Raw genomic sequence first — 16,357 nt, forward strand, 5'->3', positions numbered from 1 at the left:
CCTCACCTGTCCGCCCCAAGAGTCGGCGAGCTTCGCTTTTCCACCTCTTGCCAAATGGCGCAAGTCGTCCGATAGGGGTGGCGCACGGGGCGCGTCTGATCGGGATTTTCCAGCCTGCTCGTCACGTGACGAGCGCGCGGGGTGACCATCGGGTAGGCTGGGAGAAATGCGGACGCTGACGTTCTTCAACCACGCGGGCGGGGTCATGAAGTCGAGCCTCACCCGCGACGTGGGGTATACCCTCTCGCAGGCGGGGCTGAGGGTGCTCCTCGTGGACCTCGATCCCCAGGCGAACCTGACCGACTGGCTGGGTGTGAGCGGCGTGACGCGAGAGCAGACGGTGTACGACACGGCCACCCGGGGCGAGCCCCTCCCCTCCCCCGTCCCCGTGCACGGCCTGCACCTGATCCCCAGCGACGTGTCCCTGGCGCTCGCCGAGGGGCAGATGATGGGGGTGGTGGGAGCGCACCTGCACCTGCGGCAGGCGCTTCAGGCGGTCGCCGCCGGGTACGACGTGGCCCTGCTCGACAGCCCGCCGAGCCTGGGGCAGCTCTCGATTCTGGGCGCGCTCGCCGCCGACCACCTGATCGTGCCGGTCCCCACCCGGCAAAAGGGCATGAACGCCCTGGCGGGCCTGAGCGAGGCGATGGCAACCTACCGCAAGTTGCGCCCGGACCTGACCGTCGCCCTGTACGTGCCCACCCTCTACGACGCCCGGCGCTCGCACGACCGGGAGGCGCTCGCGGCCCTGCAAGACCTCCTGCGGCCCCTCGCCAGCCCGGTGCCCGACCGGGGCGCGGTGTGGAACGACAGCGCGAGCGCCGGGCAGCCCGTCGGGGTGTACGCGCCGGGCTCGCCGGTCCACCGCGACGTGCTGCGGGTAACGGCGGAGATCGCCCGCGCCGCGCACCTCGGCGTGGAGATTCCCGGGGTGGAGGCGTGACCCGCAAGGCCCGGCCCGCCATCGGCGCCCGCCTGAGCGGGCTGGTGGAGGGGGTGGAGGCGCTGGGGCAACCCGCCTCCACGACCCTGCCGGTGGACTCGCTGCGTCCGGGTGCCTTCCAGCCACGGGTCTATTTCGCGCCGGAGGCCCTGGAGGAACTCGCCCGCAGCATTCGGGAACAGGGGGTGTTGCAACCCCTCCTCGTTCGCCCGCTGGGGGGCGGGTACGAGATCGTGGCCGGGGAGCGGCGCTGGCGGGCCGCGCGACTTGCCGATCTGCGCGAGGTCCCGGTCCTCGTCCGTGACCTCACCGACGAGCAGGCCCGGCTCGCCGCCGCCGTCGAGAACCTGCAACGCGAGAACCTCAATCCCCTGGAGGAGGTGCGCGCCCGGCTCGCGGTCGCCGCCTCGGCCCTGGGCGTGGCCCCCGAGGAGGCCCCCGCCCGCCTCTTCGCCCTCGACCGCCGCCCCGACGAGGACCCGGCGGCCGTGGCCCGCCTCGACGCCCTCTTCGGTGCCCTGGGCCGCGAGACGTGGCGCAGCTTCGTGAAGAACCGGGCCGCCGTCCTCAACCTTCCGGAGGACGTGCAGGCGGCCGTTCAGGAGGGGCTCGACTACCGCAAGGCCCTCGTCGTCGGCCGGGTGGGGGACGGGGCGCGGCGGGCCGAACTTCTCGACCTCGCCCGGCGGGGGGAGACCGTGCAGGGATTGCGCGAACGGTTGCGCCCCGTCCGGGCGACCGATCCGGCCCAGGAGGTCGCCCGCCGCCTCGCCGACCGCCACACCCTCTCTCGCCTTGACGCGGCCCGGCGCCGCAAGGTCGAGCGGCTGCTGCGGCAGATCGGCGAGCTGCTCGACGAGGGGTGAGGGGTCTGCTCGTCACGTGACGAGCAAGGGGGAGGGGGCCGGAGTCACCCGTCCTCGTCCGCCGGGGAGCCGCCCAAGGCCGCCTGCGCCGCCTCCATCACCGGGCCGTCTCCCGGCGTCAGCGCGTAGTCGCACAGGGCGAGAAAGGCCGTGTCCGAGGGGGAGGCGCTGACCCCGAGCGTGAGCGCGACCTCCTCGCCAAGCTGCGAGAGGACGTAGTTGACGGCGCTCTCGGGGTTGACCTCACGGGGGAGCATGGTGAGGGCGGCCGGCCCCTCCACCAGCCGCAGCCGTCCCCGGAAGGGGCCCTCGTCCAGCCAGGTCTGCCACTCGCGGGCCGCCGCCCCCAGGGCGTGCGTGAGGGTGTGGGGATGGGTCAGGGTGACCATCAGGGGTCGGCCATGTCGCTCGTGGAGCTGCGCCTCGGTGCCGAGTTGAGCCAGCCAGCCGATGTGCTGCGCGGCCTGATGCGCCAGGCGCAGGGCCCCCTCGTATTCGTCCAGCGTCTCGGCGGTCAGGCGGCGCCACGCCGGGTCCTCCTCGCCGTCCGGGTTCAGCACGACGGCCCCGTGCCTCAGGACCTGCCAGGAGGAGAAGGCCGCCGGGATGTCCAGCAGGCCCTCCTCGTCCAGGCCCGTGACGGGAACGAGTTCCGCGCCCGAGAGCAGGGCCGCGAGGGTGACCTGGGCGGTGTCTGGCTCCTCCCCGGGGGTGCGCGCGGTGAGGATGCCCTCGGGATTCACGAAAGCGACGATCATGGGCGCACTGTAGAACGAGAGGGTTCCGAAGGGGAGGTGCCCCACACTGCTCGTCACGTGACGAGCAACCCCTTCACCGCGGCCGCTCCCGGACCTCCACCTCGACGGGCAGGGGGTGGGTGATCATGTAGCCGCCCCGCGCCGGGTCGTGGGAGGCGGGCTGGGTCCGGCCCCGGGCGTCGGTGGCGCGGGCGACGAGCGTGTGACGGCCCGGGCAGGTGGGGGTGTGCCACAGCAGGCGCCAGCGCCGCCAGACGTGCGGCGTGGGCGGGTCGAGGAAGCGGGCGTCCGCCCAGGTCCGCCCGCCGTCCACGCTGACCTCGACCCGCTCCACGGCCGCCTCGCCTGCCCACGCGGCCCCCGCGACCTCGTACACGGTGCCGCAGGGCACCTCCTCGTGGGGGGCGGGGCGGGCGACGGCGGCCTTGAGCTGCATGGCCCCGAGGGGCCGGAGCTGGGGCGGCAGACCGTCCCGCGTATCCCAGTAGGCGTAATCGACCGTCTGGAAATACCCCTGGAAGGGCTCGGCCGTCACCTGGACCGACGTGAGCCACTTGACCGACGCCATGCCGTACCACCCCGGCACGACCGCGCGCACCGGGAAGCCGTGGTTGGGGGTCAGCGCCTCCCCGTTCATCCCGTAGGCCAGCAGCACGTCGCCCAGAGCCCGGTCGAGGGGGACGCTGCGCGCGTAGGCGATCTCGCCGGGGGTCGGCAGCGGGTCGGTCAGCACGCCCCGGTCGGCACCCTCCAGCACGACCTCGCGCGCCGAGTCGAGGAGCCCGGCCCGTTCCAGCACCTTCGAGAGCGGCACGCCGGTCCACTCGGCCGTGCCCACCGCGCCCAGTTCCCAGGCCACCCCGCGCCGCCGGGGGGTGAGGAAGACGCGCCCGTTTCCGGCGCACTCCATCGTCGCCGTGAGGGTGCGGGCGGGCAGGGACCGCAGTTCGGCGAGGTCCAGCCGAAAGGGACGGGCGACCGCTCCGCCCACCGTCAGGCCCCAGCCACCCGCGCTCAGGCGTGGGGTGGGAAAGTGACTGCGGACGTAGAAGCTCGCCGTGGGCGTCACCCGGGGACCCAGGTGGCAGAAGGGAAATTCGAGGTTGGGGGGCGACTGCTCGCGGGTGATCAGATAGGGCGCTGGGCCCGGCTCGTGGGGGGATGGTGGCATGAACCCTCCTGGTGGAAGGAAGTGGGTCGGGGGCTGAGGCGCCCGCGGGGGCATCTTCCCCGGGAGACGCAGCGGGAGGTGGGCGGGTCCGGCGTCCCGGCGGCCCCCTGATCAGGGACGAGGGCCGCCGTCCTGCTGTGACGAGCAGAGGAGAACGACCGGCACGTGGGACCGTCCCGTCGCCCGGTTTCCCGGAAAAGCGGCGGGTGCGGTCGAGGCCGGGGGGACCGTGGGCCGCGTGTTCGGGCGCGGCCGGGGGCCTCATCCCTCCCCCGCTGGGTCGGAGAAGACGCGGCTCTCCTGGCCGACGAGGACGAGATGAAAGGGCGTGGGGTGGAGCGGGCCGAACTCGTCGTGGTCGGAGGGAACGTGCCAGGAGGGGGCGGAGCACTCCCAGGAGTGACGGAGGACCTCCAGGGCCCGGGCGCTGGCCTCCTCGGCGTCCCAGACGATCAGCAGGTACCCGTGGGCCGGGTGCCAGGCGAGGTCGCGCAGGCCGTCGCCGAGCGCGTCGCGGTGGTGTTCGAACCAGGCCGGAAAGCCCATCGCGCGGGCGACCCGGGAGAACACCTGCGCTTCCGACCCCAACTCCGCCCCGCGCAGGTGGAAGACGGCGAGGTCACAGGGGTGTTCGAGGAAGGCGGCCACCTCCTGAACCGAGGCGAAGTGCACGCAGGTCGGTCCGGTCTCCGTGAGCGCCGAGAGGTTCATGGGGCGGGCCGCCCTCGCCGGAGAAGTTCCTGGCCTATGGACCGGCGTCCGTGGGCCTGGAGAAAGGCCGGAACGTCTTGCGGTCGCCCGGGAGAGGGCTGCGTCATGTTTCCTCCAGGTCGGGGGCCCCCCGCCCGCCGTGGGCGCGGAGATGAAGGGGGAGACGGCGGACAGGTTCCCCCACCGGGTCCCAGCCGCGCGAGGGTGGGGGACACCTCCCCGTAGGTCCGCAGGCCGAGACGGGTCTGCCAGCCGCGCACGGCACCGGGCACGTCGGGGACGGGCCGCCCCGGCTCGCTCACGCCGAACCTGCTGCTGGGCCGGGCGGGCAGGGTCTGGCGCGCGATGAAGTCCGGAGGGTTGCCGTCCGCGTTCCAATCCCCCGAGGGAAAGAGAGCCTCACCCGTCTCGTCGGCCAGCAGGTCCGGCCGGGCCTCGGGGAAACGGTCGACCGGCACGTTGCGGGCGAGGGGGTACGGCCCGCCTGCCTCACCCAGAACGAGGCGCAGGAGGGTGGAGGGGGCGCGCGGGGTCGGCCCCTCAGAACCGAGATGGGCGCGGTCAGGCGGGCGAGGCTCAGGGGGCGGCTCCGGTCAAGGGGACCTCCGGGGAGGGGAGGGGGCGGCGGTGGTCGGTGCCCCCAGCATAGGCCCACTCGCGGCGGGGGGGGAGGCGAGGGGGTCCGGTGCGCCGCCGGCCTTTCTGCTACGATCCCGGGAAAGCTCAACCCAGCTCCCTCACCGTCTGGAACGTCCCCCACGGAGGTTTTTGCCATGATGCGACCTGCCCGATTGTTCGTGACCGCCCTGCTCGCCCTCTCCTCGCTCGCGCTGGCCGACGTGCGGGTGGGGGTGGTGGTGTCCTCGACGGGTCCGGCGGCGAGCCTGGGCATTCCCGAAAAGAACACGGTCGCCCTGCTGCCGCAGACCATCGGCGGGCAGCGCATCGTGTACACGGTCCTCGACGACGCCTCCGACACGACCGCCGCCGTGACGGCCACCCGCAAGCTGATTCAGGACAATCGGGTGGACCTGATCATCGGGACCACGACCACGCCCGCCTCGCTCGCCATGATCGACGTGGCCGCCGAGGCGAAGGTGCCCATGATCAGCCTCGCCGCCTCGGAGGCGATCATCAAGCCCGTGGACGCCCGCAGGGGCTGGGTGTTCAAGACCCCGCAGACGGACGCGCTGATGGCCGCCGCGATCACGGGGCACATGCAGCAAAACGGGGTGAAGACGGTGGGCTACATCGGCTTCAACGACGCCTACGGGGAAGGGTGGCTGACCGAACTCCAGCGCAACGCGGCGTCGCGCGGCCTGCGGGTGGTGGCGGTGGAGAGATACGGACGCAGCGACACCAGCGTGACCGGGCAGATCCTCAAGGTGCTCGCCTCCCGACCCGACGCGGTCTTGATCGGCGCCTCCGGGGTGCCCGCCGTGCTGCCGCAAAAGACCCTCAAAGACCGGGGCTACGCGGGCAAGATCTACCAGACCCACGGGGTCGCCAACGCCGACTTCCTGCGGGTGGGGGGCCGGGACGTGGAGGGCGCGATCCTGCCCGCCGGGCCGGTGCTCGTCGCCTCCCAGCTTCCCGACACCAACCCCACCAAGAAGGTCGGCCTCGCCTACACCGCCCTGTACGAGAACCGCTACGGCCAGGGCAGCGTGAGCACCTTCGGGGCGCACATGTGGGACGCGGGGCTGCTGATGCAGAAGGCGATTCCCGTCGCCCTCAAGCGGGCGAGACCCGGCACCGCCGAATTCCGCGCTGCCCTGCGTGACGCGCTGGAGGGCACCCGCAACGTGATCGGCGCGCACGGCATCTTCAACCTGAGTGCCCAGGACCACCTCGGCCTCGACGCCCGCAGCCGCGTGATGGTGCAGATCGTGGACGGCAACTGGAAGCTGATTCGGTAGGGGAGGGGATGACGGCTCCTGAGGCGGCGTGGCTGGACGCCCTGCGGAACGCCCTCGGCGACCGCGTGAGCGTGCGGCCCGGCGACCTGAGCGCCCACGCCCGCGACGAGGGCACCCCCCTGACCTGCACCCCCGGCGCGGTCGTCCTCGCCCGGTCGGAGGCGGACGTGCTGGGTACGCTCGCCGTCGCGCGGGAGTTCGGCGTGTCCGTCACTCCCTGGGGCGCCGGGACGAGCCTGGAGGGGGCGGCCCTCCCGGTGCCCGGCGCGATCTCCCTTGACCTCACGGGTCTGGACACCGTGGGCGAGGTGGACCCGGTGGGCTGGACGGTCACGGTGGGGCCGGGGGTGCGGCGGGTGGCGCTCAACCGCCGCCTGCGCCCGCACGGCCTCTTCTTCCCGGTGGACCCCGGTGCGGACGCCTCGCTGGGGGGCATGGCCGCCACGAACGCCAGCGGCACGACCACCGTGCGCTACGGGGGGATGCGCGAGCACGTCGCCGCCCTGCGCGTGGCCCTAATGGACGGGCGCGTCCTGACCCTGGGAAGCGCGGCCCGCAAGAGCAGCAGCGGGTACGCCCTCAAGAGCCTGTTCATCGGCTCGGAGGGGACCCTGGGCGTGATCACCTCGCTCACCCTGCGGCTGCACCCCCTCCCACCCGCCACGGCGAGCGCGCAACTCGCCTTCCCGGACGTGGAGGCCGCCGTGGGGGCGAGCCTCACCGTGCGCGGGCTGGGCGTGCTCCCCGAGCGGCTGGAGTTCGTGGACGCGGCAACCGTGCGGGCCGTGAACCGTCACCGCGACCGCCAGGACCCCGAGGCCCCGACCCTCTGGGTGGAGGTGGCGGGCCGCGACCGGGCGGACGTGGACGCGCAGCTCGCCCTGGTGGCGGAGGCGGCGGCCCTGCACGGGGGGCAGGTGGTGGGGGAGGCCCGGACGCCCGAGGCGGCGGGAGCCTTATGGGCCGCCCGGCACGGCGTGTACGACGCCCTGCGCGCCGCTTGGCACGGCCACGCCACCCGCATCGGGGACGTGTGCGTGCCCCTCCCGGCGCTGGCGGGGACGGCGGCCCTCGCCGGGCGGCTGCTGGACGAGCACGGCCTGACCTCCCCCCTGGTCGGCCACATCGGGGACGGCAATCTCCACCTGCTGATGCACGCCCCGCCTGAGGACGCGGACGCCTGGGCACGCATCGACCGCGTGCTGCACGACCTCGCCGCGCACGCCGTCGCGGTGGGGGGCACCTGCACGGGCGAACACGGGGTCGGGCTGCGCAAGCGGGCCTACCTGCGCGCCGAGCACGGGGAGGCCCTCGACGTGATGCGCGAGGTGAAGGCGCTGTTCGACCCCCGGGGCCTGCTCAACCCGGGGAAGGTGGTGGGCGACCCGGACGGGCTCCCGGAGTGGAAATTCAGTCCCCCGCCCTGACGACCCCGCCCGGACGGGTGCGGCGCAGGAAGCGCGTCAGCAGCAGCACCGCCGCCGTCGTCAGCCCCGCCGTCAGGCCGAACCACAATCCGCGCGGCCCCAACCCGAGGGGGAAGGCGAGCAGGGCCCCCACCCCCAGCCCGACGAGCCAGTACGAGGTCAGCGAGATCACGAGCGGCCAGCGGGTGTCGTGCAGGCCGCGCAGGGCGGCGTTGGCGGTGACCTGCACCCCGTCGAGCGTCTGGAAGAGGGCGGCGATCACGAGCAGGGCGGTGCCCGTGGCGATCAGCGCCGCGTTGCGCGGGTCGTCCACGTCCACGAAGACGCCGAGCGCCAGCCGGGGGGCGAGGAGTTCGAGGAGGGCGAAGACGACCATCACGCCGCCCGCCAGCCCCACGCCGATCAGCCCCGCGCGGCGGGCCCCCGCCCGGTTGCCCGCTCCCGCCGCGTGCGCGACCCGGATGCCCGTCGCGGTGGCGAGCCCCAGCGGGATCATGAACACTGCCGTGATGACCTGAAGCGCGACGTTGTGCCCGGCGAGCGCCTCCGGCCCGAAGCGCGCCATCAGGAGGGAGACCACGCTGAACATGCCCCCCTCGGCGCCGAGGGTCAGGCCGATGGGCCAGCCCAGGTGGAGCAGGGCACTCACCTCCCCGCGCGTTCCCCCCCCGGCGCGGGGCGCGGCCCGCAGCGCGGCGGGAAGCAGGGCCAGGGTCGTCATCCACGCCGTCGCCGCGCTCGCCAGTCCCGCTCCCACCAGACCCAGCCGGGGCAGGGGTCCCCACCCGAAGGCGAGGGCCGGGCTGAGCAGGCTCACGAGCGCCACCCCGCCCAGCGCCACCGCCGTCACCACCCGGGGCCGCCCGGTCCCCTCCAGCGTGCCGCGCAGGGCCGTGAAGGTCAGCACCGGGAGCATGCCCAGCGAGTACACCCGCAGGTAGGTCGCGGCGAGGTCCGCCCGGATGCCCTCCGGCGCGAGACCCGGCAGCAGCGCCGCCACCCCCCACATGACGGGGAGGGCGAGCGCGGCGAGCCCCAGAGCCAGCCACAGCCCGCCCCGCAGCGCCCGGCCCACGCCCGCCGGGTCCCCCGCCCCGTGCGCCTGCGCGGCCCGCGGACCCACCGAGAGCATCACCCCCACCAGGATCATGAACAGCAGGTAGTAGGTCGCGTTCGCGTACGCCGCCGCCGCGAGTTCGGCGCCCCCCAGCCGCCCGATCACCGCCGTGCTGATCAGCGCCAGCGAATTCGAGGCGAACTGCGACACGACCACCGGCCCGGCGAGCCGGGTCAGCGCCGCGAGTTCCCCGCGCAGGGGAGAGGAGGGGGAGAGGGGGATCAGCGTCACAAGCAGGCAGTCTACGCGCCGGGAACGGGCCGGGAGGCCGGGCGGACCTGGCCTCCTCCCTCCCCGCGGCAGACGGGGTGACGGCCCGCCGCGCTGTGTCACGAAGTCGCGGCGCAGCACCCGGCCGCCGCCCGCTCGTCACCGACCCATCGCCCCGAAGGGTAGGCCCGGCGACGGCGGGGGACGTGACGACCGTCTGCTCGCCCCCCGGGCCGACTCGCCCAGGTTGATGGGGACGGGCCCGTTCTCACCCGGAAAGGACCCGACCACCTGCGTGTCCCCGGTCCCGCTGTCGGCCATTCGAACGTCAGGTCTGTCCGTCCATGCCCCGCGGTCCGGTGAGCCCGCTGGCGACGACAGCACCGTGTGCAGGAATGAAGGCGACCTCCCGGCTACAGCCCGCGATCAGCGCGGCGGAGCGGTGTGCTGCGACAGAACCCAGGGTCTCTCCCCGGGCCGATGCTCCCCCAACACAAGCGGCAACGAGCATCGGGAGGGCAGCCCTCGTCCTCTCCACGAAGCAGAGGCACGGGGAGCGCAACATTCTTACTTTTCGCGTGAAGGTTCTCCCCCGGACCAGGCCATCATGCCCATCCGGAAGGGAGGGTGGGCGCCCCGGGTGCGGGACTGCGGTGGGGCGAGTCAGGTCTGCTCGTCACGTGACGAGCACCCTCCTCCCGGTGTTCCGGACGTCCCCTCTACGGCCCGCCGACGCCGTGCCGACGCAGCCTGACCACGTAGTCCGCGAGGGCCGCCAGGTCCGCGTCGCTGATCTCGGAGGCGTCGAAGGCGGGCATGGCCCCCAGCCCGGCGCGCACCTGGGCGCGGATGGCGAGGTGGGGGAGGGGCTTGTCGTTCAGGGCCGGTCCCAGCCCCTCGGCGCCGCCTGGATGGCACTGCTGGCAGTTCGCCATGTACACGACCCGCCCGCGCGCCTCGCTGGGGCTCAGGTCGGTGAGTTCGCCGACGAGGGGCGCGTCCCGCCGCTGCGGCAGGCAAGCGGTGAGCAGCGGGGCGAGCAGGAGGAGGGGGAGAAGCCGTCTCATCGTGTCCCCTCCCGGGAGATGCGCCACAGGACACCCGTGTTCGGCTGCGGAATCTGACCCTTCTCGGTCGTGGTCATCACCCCGAAGTCCACGACGTACAGGGCGTCGCCCGCCGGGGTGAAGCGCACGTCCACCGGGCGCTCGAAGCCGCCGCCCCCGATCTTGGAGGCCGGGCCGTTCTCGGGGCCCCGGTTGACCGCGAAGTCCTCGATCCGACCGTCCGAGACGTTCACCCGGACCACCTTGTACCCAACCGGCCCCAGAATTTTCCCGACCCCCGGCGCGAGGTCCCCGAACTGCGCGACGAACGCCTCGCCCGCGTGCCCGAAGGCGGCGCGCCCGAAGTCGATCCCGTTCGAGGAGGAGTGCACCCCGAGCAGGGCGGCGGGTTTCGGCGGGGTGCCCGGCGCGCGGGCGAGCACCTGCCCCGGCGCGGGCTTGCCGGGTGCCCGGAAGTGGTCGGCGTCGCTCAGGAGCCGCCCCGCGTGGAAGTCGGGCCAGCCGTACCAGGTGCCCGGCGTGACCTTCCAGAGGGGGTCACCGGCCCCGTAGACCGGGCGGCTGCCGCGCTCGTCGTAGCTGTTGTCGGCGACGTAGAGGGTGCCGTCCGGCGCGAAGGCGAGGCCGAAGGGGTTGCGAAAGCCCCACGCGACGAGTTCGAGGCGTCCCCCGCCCTCGGGCACCCGCATCACCGACCCGCCGCACGGCAGCGCCCCGCGCACGACCTGTCCGGCCCGCGAGGGGGTGCCGAACGGCAGGAACGCCCCCGTCGTCACCCGGTCCCCGGCGGGCGTGAGGGGATTGTCCGACTCGAAGTTGCGCCCGGCGAGGGTCACGTCCGCGCAGGGGGTGTCGTGGAACGTGGGATGCCGCTTCAGCCAGCCGTAGTCCGCGTTGTCCGGCCCCACGACGGCGCTGTTGGTGGCGGTGCCCTGCCCGAAGTACACGTAGCCGTTCCTCACGACCGGGCGGTTGGTGTGGTGGTCGCCCAGGCTGGGCAGGTTCTCCACCAGCGGGGTGACCTTGCCGTCCGGGCTGATCTTCACGATGCGCCCGCCGCCGACCTCGCCCCCCTCGCCGACGTAGAAGGTGCCGTTCGCGTAGTCGAGGCCGTTCCAGGGTGGCCGCTCGCCCCGGGCGATCTCGGTGCGGGTGCCGCCCTGCTCTACCCGCAGCAGCCGGGGCACGGTGAAGACCTCGCCGTAGGAGTACCCCGCCTCCAGCACGTGGGGGCGCCCCGCGTCGTCGAAGGCGACGGCGGTGGGGAAGTTGAGCCCGGTGGCGACGGCCTCCACCCGGTACCCGGCGGGAACGGCCACGTCGGCGGGCCGGATCAGGCGCAGGGCGCGGGGCGTGGTCTGCCCGCCCCCGTTGGAGGGTAGCAGGCTGTAACAGGAGGTCAGCAGCAGGCCGCTGAGGACGGCGGCGGCGAGGGAACGTCCGGGGTGGGGGGAGCGCGCTGGCTTCAAGGTCCGCCTCCTGGGGGGAACACAACAGCTTCGGGTCAGGCTCCCATCGTAGGAGGTGAGGGGTGCCCATCACCGCAGCCCCCTTGACACTCTCTTCAGCGTCACCCGCCGCACGTCCGGCGGCAGATTTGCCCTCCTCCCACGCGGGGCGGCGCCTATCCTGGGGTATGCCGCGTCTCCCCCTGCGTGCCCTCCTGCTCCTGACTGCCTGTCTGGGGGCGACCGCCCGGGCGGACGTGACGGTCGCGCCCACCCCGCTCTACGCCTCCCCGGCGCTGGACGGCCCGCCCGTCCTGACCCTGCCCTCCGGCAAGCCCGTGAGCGTCCTGCGGTCCTCGGGGGGCGAGCGCCCGGTCGTGACCATCCCCTACGGCGAGCGGGTGCTCTACGCGCGCGGCGGGAACGTGAAGTCCACCGCCGGGGCCGTGCGGCTGAGCGGCCCGCAGTGGTGGCTGCCGCCCCAGCCGAGCGCGCGCCCGGTGACGGTGTACCTCACCCGCCAGACGCAGGCGCAGGTGGCCCCGGCCTGGGAGGTCCGCGTGCTCCCGCTCGCCCCGGCGGCCCCCGGCGAGACGGTCCTCCGGCCCACGGGCGGCGCCCGGCGCACCGTGCGGGTGAGGCTGGCCGGGGAGAGGACCGCCGTTCCGCTGGAGCGCCTGGCGCCCGGCCGCTACCTCGTGACCGCCTCGCGCGCGGACGCCCCCGCCTCGGTCCTCGCCGCCGACGTGCTGGAGGTCACCGACCTCGCGCTGACGGCCCTGACCACCCCCACGGGCCTCTGGGTCTGGGCGACCCGCCTGGACGACGGGAGGGTGCTGCCCGGCGCGCGGCTGCGGGCGCTCGCCTCCCTGTTCGGGCCGGAGGGCGAGCGGGTGTCCTCCCGCCCCCTGCCCGCCGTGACGACGGACGCCCGGGGCCTGGCCTTCCTGCCCCAGCGCGACGGGGAGCGGCTGGCCGTCTACGGGGACGTGGGGCTCAGCGGCGCGACGCAGCGGGCGGTGATCGGGGCCGGGGAGTTCGGGCTGTGGTCGGGCGACGAGACGCGGGCGCGGGCCTTCGTCCAGACCGACAAGCCGGTGTACCGCCCCGGCGAGACCCTGCGCGGGCTGGCCGTCGTGCGCAGGCTCCAGCCCGGGGCGCGGGTGCCGTACCGGGGCCCCGTCACCGTGCGCCTCGTGGACGGCGGCTACCCGGCCCTGACCCTGGCGCGGCGGTCGGCGAGCGCGGACGCGGACGGCCTCGTGACCTTCGAGGTCCCCCTCCCCGAGGACGTGCGGGTGGGCGAGTACCGGGTGGAGGTCGAGGTGCCCGGCCCGTCCACCCGGCAGAACCCCGCCCCCGCGCCCGACATTTCCAGCCTGCCCGTGCGGGTGCAGGCCTTCGTCAAGCCGCAGTTCACCCTCGACCTCGGCGGCCCGGCGGAGGTCGTGAGCGGGGAGCCCCTGCCCGTCAGCGCCCGCGCCGAGCTGTACGCGGGGGGTGGGGCGACCGTGCGGGCGGACGCCTACCTCAGCCGTGGTTACGACCGGGGCACCCTCTGGCCGGGAGCGGTGGACACCGGGCGCCCGGATGAACGCTTCGCCCTTGAAACCGAATCCTGGGACTACTGGCGCTCCTCGCCGGACCTGAACCCCGGGCAGAAGCCCGCCGCCCGGCTCGACCTCGCCTCGGGGAGGGGGCAGGCCACGTTGCGCCCGACGGCGACCGGGGGCGTGCCCCGCGTCTATACCGTCGTCGTCCGCGCCCGCGACGAGTACGGGCGGGACGTGCTCGCCTCGCGCGAGGTCACCGTCCACCCCGCCGGGCTGAAGTTCGAGCTGCCGGGTTTCCCCACCCAGGCGGGCGAGGAGGTCCGGGCCCGCGTCCTCGTCCGGCAGGTGGGCAAGGGCGCGCCGCTGGCGGGTCGCCCGGTGAGCATGACCATCGTGCGCGCCTACACGGAGCCCGTGCAGGTGGCGGGCCGCACCGAGTACCGCAACGGCGAGGAGGTCGTCTCGCGGCGGGAGGGCCGCAGCGGGTCCGGGGGGGCGTTCGACCTCGCCTTCCGGGCACAGGAGCCGGGCGCCTACCTCGTCCGCCTGTCGGCCCGGGACGCGGCGGGGCGGGCGGTGCGCGCTGACTTCCAGGCCGCCTTCGTGCCCGAGCCCGCGCCGACCGGGCAGGCCCGCACCCTGACCCTCGGTGCCGACCGCACCCGCTACGCGGTGGGGGACACCGCCCGCCTCACCCTGCGGACCGACCTCCCGCCCGGCACGCCCGTCCTGCTGGGCGCCAACGTCGAGGGCCGCGTGACCCCCCGCCTCGTCCGGGTGACGGGCCGCGAGCTGCGCGTGGACTGGAAGGTCACCCCCGACCTCGCGCCCGGCCTCACCTTCACGGCGGCGGCGGTCTTCGGGGCGGACTCGCTGCGCGCGGGGACGGAGCTGCTGTACGTCCCGCGCACCGACCAACAGCTCGCCGTGGAGGTCATCCCGGAGAAGACCGACCTCAAGCCCGGCGAGGAGACCACCCTGACCGTCCGCACCCGGCAGGGGGGGCGCGCGGTTCCCGCCCTCGTCACCCTCGCGGTGGTGAACGAGGCCGTCTACGCGCTCGCGGGCGACCCCAGCCCCGACCCGTGGCGCCTGCTGTGGGGGGCGAGCTACCCCGCCGTGCAGGTGTACTCGACCGCCGGGGCGCCCGCCGACGGGGGCGGCGGCGGGGGAGGCGAGGCCCAGGGCGGCGTGCCGAGGCAGGACCTGCGCGAGGTAGCCCTCTTCCGCACGGTGGCGACCGGACCCGACGGCGCGGCCCGCGTCCAGGTCCGTCTCCCCGAGGCGCTGGGGGGCTACCGCGTCAGCGCCCGCGCCCTGACCCGGGGGGGCGGCGCCGGGGCGGTCCGGAATGAGGTGCGCGCCGAGCTGCCCTTCGCCCTGCGCCTCGCCCGTCCGCGTGTGCTCACCCAGGGGGACGAGGGCCGCGCCGCCGTGAGCGTCCTCGACCGCACCGGGCCGGGGGGGACTGCCGGGCAGGGCAGCGTCACCCTCGGCCTGGGTGTCGGTGGGAGAGAGACCACCCGGGTCCTGCCCCTGAACGCGGGGGCCGCAAATACCCTCTTCCCCCTCACCGCGCCGGGGACGGGCCAAAACGTCCTTCTCGACGCCTGGGCGCAGCGGGGCGCCCACCGCGACGCCCTGCGCGAGACCCTGCCCCTGCGGGAGGCGGGGCCGCGCACCCTCCTCGCCCGGAACGGGGCGCAGGCGGGGCCGGGTCTCCTGAGCGATCCCCTGACGTGGCCCGGCGGCGCGGCGGTCGAGAGCCTCGTCGTGGACCTCGCCGTCACGCCGCTGCAAGCCGCCCTCACCGGCCTCGACGCCCACCTCGCCGACCCGGGGGAACGCTGGGTCACGACCGACGGGGTGGCGGCCCGGCTGGGGGCCAACCTCGACCTCGCGGCCATCGGCACCCGGCTGGGCTGGCCCGACGTGGCGGCGCGCGCCCTGGGGCAGGCCCGGCGCGACCTCGCCTCCCTGCTCGCCCTGCGCGGCCAGGAAGGGTGGGGCTGGACCGCCGGGAGCGCCCCCACCGCCGAGATGACCGCCCGCGCCCTGGCCGCGCTCGCCCAGGCCAAGGGGGTGGGCCTGACCGACGCGGTGACCCTCACCGTGGCCGCCGGGGACGCCCGCCGTCTGCTGGGGAAGGCGGGCACGGGAGAGCCGGACCGCGTGCTCCTCGCCGCCGCCCTCGCCCGGACGGGGGACCCCGCCGCTGCGCTCGGCCTGGCGCGGGCAGGCGCTCCGGCCGACCCGGTGGACGCCGCCCGGCTCGCCGCCGCCCTGGCCCCGCTCGCCCGCGACCTCGCCCGGCCCCTCTACACCCGGGCGCGGCGTGAGGCGCAGACGACCAAGACGGGCACCCTGGTCCTCGGCGACGCCGGGAGCTGGCGGGGCGACACCGAGCCCACCGCCCTGCTGCTGGAGGCGGGGGCGGCGCTGGGGCAGCGGGCGGACGTGGCTCCCCTGACCCAGGCGCTCCTCGACCGCAAGACCGGCGCCGCGTGGCCCGGTCCCCTCGCCACCGGGGCGGCCCTGCGCGCCCTGCGCCGGGTGGTGGAGGGGGAGACGGCAGGGCAATCCACCGAAGTCACCCTGCGGGCGGGCCCCTGGGAGAAGGCCGTGCGGCTGGGCGCCCCCGTCCGTGTCGTGGTGCCCCCGGAGGTGGTGAAGGCGGGAGAGTCGCTGACCCTCCAGGGGAGCGGCCCCTTCGCCTTCCGCCGGGAATTGCGGGTTCGGGCGAAGGACACCTCTCCCGCCGCCCCCAGCCTCGTCCACATCGAGCGCCGCTACGACCGCACGCGGGTCGAGCGCGACGGCGTGGTCACCGTCACCCTCACCGTCCGGGCCGACGTGGGGGCGCGGCACCTGCGCGTGACCGATCCCCTCCCCGGCGGCCTGGAGGCGGTGGACGACCGACCCTTCGCCTATCCGGGCTCCGTCAACCCGCCGCGCTCGGGCACGGTGACCTGGGCCGAGCGGTCCCTCTACGACGACCGGGCCGTTTTCTACCTGGAACGGGTCGCGGCGGGCGTCACGACCATCCGCTACCCGTTGCGGGCGCTCGCCCCGGGCCGCTACACCGCCCCGGCCCCCCGGGTGGACTTCGCGGCTGGAGGCGTGCCCGGGGTCGGCAGCGCGGAAGTGGTGGAGGTCCTGGAGTAGGG

At 74.9% G+C, this 16,357-nt stretch carries 11 protein-coding genes; 5 read left to right on the top strand and 6 right to left on the bottom strand.

The window, feature by feature from the left end; all coding sequences use genetic code 11:
* Positions 1-166 precede the first annotated feature (166 nt).
* The gene (locus IC605_RS16955) at positions 167-943 is read left to right on the top strand and encodes a ParA family protein (RefSeq protein ID WP_216326885.1); all 777 of its coding nucleotides are present in this window, start codon (positions 167-169) and stop codon (positions 941-943) included.
* Entirely contained in the window at positions 940-1,809 is an 870-nt protein-coding gene (locus tag IC605_RS16960; RefSeq protein ID WP_216326888.1) for a ParB/RepB/Spo0J family partition protein, read from the top strand. Before IC605_RS16955 ends, IC605_RS16960 begins: the two co-directional genes overlap by 4 nt.
* A 44-nt stretch (positions 1,810-1,853) precedes the next feature.
* Here IC605_RS16960 and IC605_RS16965 read toward each other — a convergent pair whose 3' ends face one another.
* The 3 genes from IC605_RS16965 to IC605_RS16975 form a co-directional block, all read right to left on the bottom strand.
* Entirely contained in the window at positions 1,854-2,567 is a 714-nt protein-coding gene (locus IC605_RS16965) for an HAD family hydrolase (protein WP_216326891.1), read from the bottom strand.
* 73 nt (positions 2,568-2,640) lie between these two features.
* A complete protein-coding gene (locus tag IC605_RS16970; RefSeq protein ID WP_216326894.1) occupies positions 2,641-3,738 on the bottom strand; it encodes a sulfite oxidase in 1,098 nt (365 codons plus the stop codon).
* A 261-nt stretch (positions 3,739-3,999) separates the two neighbouring features.
* The gene (locus IC605_RS16975) at positions 4,000-4,449 is read right to left on the bottom strand and encodes a barstar family protein (RefSeq protein ID WP_216326898.1); all 450 of its coding nucleotides are present in this window, start codon (positions 4,447-4,449) and stop codon (positions 4,000-4,002) included.
* A gap of 773 nt (positions 4,450-5,222) precedes the next feature.
* On the opposite strand from IC605_RS16975, the gene IC605_RS16980 reads away from it, so the two are divergent.
* Positions 5,223-6,368, top strand: coding sequence for an ABC transporter substrate-binding protein (locus IC605_RS16980; RefSeq protein WP_216326901.1), 1,146 nt, complete (start codon positions 5,223-5,225; stop codon positions 6,366-6,368).
* Between the two features lie 8 nt (positions 6,369-6,376).
* Positions 6,377-7,795, top strand: coding sequence for an FAD-binding oxidoreductase (locus IC605_RS16985; protein WP_216326903.1), 1,419 nt, complete (start codon positions 6,377-6,379; stop codon positions 7,793-7,795).
* Here the strand turns inward: IC605_RS16985 and IC605_RS16990 are convergent.
* The 3 genes from IC605_RS16990 to IC605_RS17000 form a co-directional block, all read right to left on the bottom strand.
* Positions 7,779-9,143: an MATE family efflux transporter gene (locus IC605_RS16990; protein WP_343216648.1), complete on the bottom strand. Its 1,365-nt coding sequence runs from the start codon at positions 9,141-9,143 to the stop codon at positions 7,779-7,781. The genes IC605_RS16985 and IC605_RS16990 overlap by 17 nt on opposite strands.
* A 698-nt stretch (positions 9,144-9,841) precedes the next feature.
* On the bottom strand, positions 9,842-10,189 hold the full coding sequence (locus IC605_RS16995) for a c-type cytochrome (RefSeq protein ID WP_216326906.1): 348 nt from the start codon (positions 10,187-10,189) through the stop codon (positions 9,842-9,844).
* Positions 10,186-11,658 (bottom strand): PQQ-dependent sugar dehydrogenase, encoded by a 1,473-nt coding sequence (locus IC605_RS17000; protein WP_216326908.1) that lies wholly within the window; start codon positions 11,656-11,658, stop codon positions 10,186-10,188. The genes IC605_RS16995 and IC605_RS17000 overlap by 4 nt, the downstream gene beginning before the upstream one ends.
* Before the next feature lie 167 nt (positions 11,659-11,825).
* Between IC605_RS17000 and IC605_RS25195 the strand changes: the two genes are divergently transcribed.
* Positions 11,826-16,355, top strand: a complete 4,530-nt coding sequence (locus IC605_RS25195) for an MG2 domain-containing protein (RefSeq protein WP_216326911.1) — start codon at positions 11,826-11,828, stop codon at positions 16,353-16,355.
* Positions 16,356-16,357 lie beyond the last annotated feature (2 nt).

Origin of the sequence: Deinococcus aestuarii, from assembly GCF_018863415.1 — a bacterium.
GTDB lineage: Bacteria > Deinococcota > Deinococci > Deinococcales > Deinococcaceae > Deinococcus > Deinococcus aestuarii.